General features: G+C 69.4%; 3 protein-coding genes and 1 pseudogene. 3 read left to right on the top strand and 1 reads right to left on the bottom strand.

The features are described 5' to 3' along the window. From BDIM_RS01300 to BDIM_RS01290, 3 genes are all read left to right on the top strand, one after another. Positions 1–951 (top strand): Gfo/Idh/MocA family oxidoreductase (locus BDIM_RS01300; RefSeq protein WP_040344496.1); only part of this gene is annotated, 951 nt, incomplete at its 5' end. A 2-nt stretch (positions 952–953) separates the two neighbouring features. Beyond that, the gene (locus tag BDIM_RS01295; protein WP_003163754.1) at positions 954–1,916 is read left to right on the top strand and encodes a homoserine kinase; all 963 of its coding nucleotides are present in this window, start codon (positions 954–956) and stop codon (positions 1,914–1,916) included. A gap of 115 nt (positions 1,917–2,031) precedes the next feature. Then, positions 2,032–2,499 (top strand): hypothetical protein, encoded by a 468-nt coding sequence (locus tag BDIM_RS01290; protein WP_003163752.1) that lies wholly within the window; start codon positions 2,032–2,034, stop codon positions 2,497–2,499. Between the two features lie 22 nt (positions 2,500–2,521). Here BDIM_RS01290 and BDIM_RS17755 read toward each other — a convergent pair. Then, positions 2,522–2,726: pseudogene (locus BDIM_RS17755) on the bottom strand (threonine synthase); the annotation flags it as partial.

Here is a 2,726-nt window from a genome sequence, read left to right as displayed (position 1 = left end):
GCCCCTCCCGGCCCGGTGCAGGCGGCGGCGCCGTTGAAGGTCGCCGTGGCCGGCTGCGGGGTCGTGGGCGGCGGCCTGCTCAGCCGCCTGCTGCCGGACGACCGCTTTGAAGTGGTCGGCGTCCTGGTGCGCAACCCGTTGAAAAAGCGCGACGTCTCGGCGCCCGCCGAACTGTTCACCAATGACGTCGAAGCCCTGCTGGCCAAGAAGCCGGATCTGGTGCTGGAGGCCTTGTCCGAGGGCGAGGCGGGTCACGCCCTGATCCGCCGTGCGCTGGAGGCGGGCTGCGACGTGGTCAGCGCCAACAAACAGGCCGTGGCCCGTGATCCCAAGGGGCTTCAGGCCCTGGCCGACGCCAACGGCTGTCGCGTCGCCTGGTCGGCCTCGGTCGGCGGCGGCTCGCCGATGATCGAGACGCTGCGCGCGGCTCGCGCCGCCGGTCCGGTCGCCGGTTTCGAGGCGGTGCTGAACGGCACGGTCAACTTCATGCTGCAACGTCTGGGCGAGGGGGCGACCTTCTCGGACGCCCTGGCCGACGCCCGCGCCGCCGGGTTCGCCGAGGAAGACCCCTCGTCCGATCTGGAAGGCTTTGACGCCGCGGCCAAGGTCAAGCTGCTGTCGTTCGAAGCGTTCGGCCGCTCGCCCGACGACCTGCCGCGCGACGTGCTGGCGGCGGAAACGGTGCTGGGCGACCGGCCGGTGCGCCAGATCGGCGCCTGTTTCGAGCGCGACGGCGAACTGGACCCCTATGTCCGTCTTGACGGCGAACTGGAAGACGCGCTCTTCCTGTCGCTGAACGGAGAGCGCAACGCCTTGAAGGTCTATGGTCAGGACGGCCGGGTGTGGACGTGCAAAGGGCGCGGCGCCGGGCGCTGGGCCACGACCGAGAGCGTCCTGGCCGATGTGGCCGATGTCATGCGCGCCCGCCGCGCCGCTGCGGAGCTTGTCTAGTCATGGCCGTCTTCACGCCCGTCACGCCGCAGCAGGCCGACGACTATCTCATGCGCTACCCTCTCGGCGGGCTGGTCGAACTGACCCCGATCGCCGAGGGGGTCGAGAACACCAACTATCGTCTGGTGACGGAGAAGGGCGCCTATGTCCTGACCCTGTTCGAGGGGCGGACCGAGGCCTCTGCCCTGCCGTTCTGCCTCGGCCTGACCGGGCGGTTGGCGGCGCAGGGCTTTCCGACGCCCGCGCCCGTCGCGGATCATCGAGGCCAGGTGATCGGCCGTCTGAACGATCGCGCCGCCGCCATCGTCGAATGGACGCCGGGCGCCTGGAAGCGCCAGCCGACGGACAAGGATCAGTATCGCGCCGGTCAGGTTCTGGCCCTGCTGCATCTGGACGCGGCCGACTATGACGGCGTGCGCGACAACCCGGTCGGGCCGCGCGCCTGGGCCGATCTGGCCGCGCGCTGCGATACGGTCGCCGCGGGCGAGGATCGCCGGATGCTGGAGCAGATGCAGCGCCTGCTGCCCGATCTGGCCCGGCCGTGGAGCGATCCGGCCTTGCCGCGCGGGCCGATCCACGCCGACTACTTTCCCGACAACGTCCTGTTCGCGACCAACGAGCATGGGGCGACGGATGTGGGCGGGGTGATCGACTTCTATTTCGCCTGCGTCGACGTGCTGGCCTATGACCTGGCCATCGCGCTGAGCGCCTGGGGGTTCGACGCCGAGGGGCGGCCCATGCCCTCGGCCCTGCGCGCCTTCCAGAAGGGCTATGAGTCGGTGCGCCCCCTGTCGGACGCCGAGCGCCAGGCCCTGCCGGAACTCGGCGCGGCGGCGGCGGTGCGCTTCACCCTGACGCGCCTGCACGACCGCCTGTTCCACGACCCTTCCAACCTGGTCACGCCCAAGAATCCGGCGCCCTTCTTCCGGCGGCTGGACTACTGGAAGGCGGCGGAGCCGGCCTAGGGTCTACTAGGCAGGGTCTTCGGCGCAGAATTCTGCGACCGGGACACGGCGTCGCAAGCAGGAACAGCCATGTCGATTTGTGCGCTTCCTTCATATCTCAGGATGGAGGACGAGCATGACCGCAGCCGACACAAATCGCGCCCTGGATCGCAATGAGGCGGGATGGGTCGAAATGAGCCGTGCGGCGGCGCAACTGACTGATGCGCAGTTGACCGATCTGTTACGACGACTGCGTGAGCGGCGCGACCGCGCCCAGCGCCTGATACGCACCCGCACCCGTCAGGCCAATCGCGAGGGTCAGGTCAACATCGACACCGGCGCTCGAGAGAAGAAGGCGCAGCTTTCCGAGGGGATCGAACGCGCGGTCGCGGAGCAGAAGCGCCGTCGTGCATCGACGACGGCGACCCGTAACCTGAAAGCCGCCGTCGCGCGCAAGGCCGAGAAAATGCACGACGGCATTCCGGAAAACCGCACGACCAACACAGGCCCGGCGGACACGCCTAATGATAAGATCGCCCCGTCCGGCGCCTTGCACGCCGAGGGCATGAGGGCCGCGATCACGCGCTCGACCGGCGATCGTTGACTTTAACGGTAGAGGGCGGGGATCAGCCCGTCTTCACAAACCCCTTCACCGCCGCCAGGGCCGCTTCGGGCGTGTTCTCGATCACCGTCAGGCGCTCCGGCCGGTCGCCGAGGGCGCGGATGACGGGGGCCGGTTCCGGCTCGACGCCGATGACGTTCGAGACGAAGGCGCCGAACTTGGACGGGTGGGCGGTGGACAGGGCGACGATCGGCGCGCCGTTGCGGTCC

The organism is Brevundimonas diminuta ATCC 11568 (assembly GCF_000204035.1).
Lineage (GTDB): Bacteria > Pseudomonadota > Alphaproteobacteria > Caulobacterales > Caulobacteraceae > Brevundimonas > Brevundimonas diminuta.
Note: the sequence above shows the minus strand (reverse complement) of the source record. Positions and strands in the feature narration are given on the sequence as shown.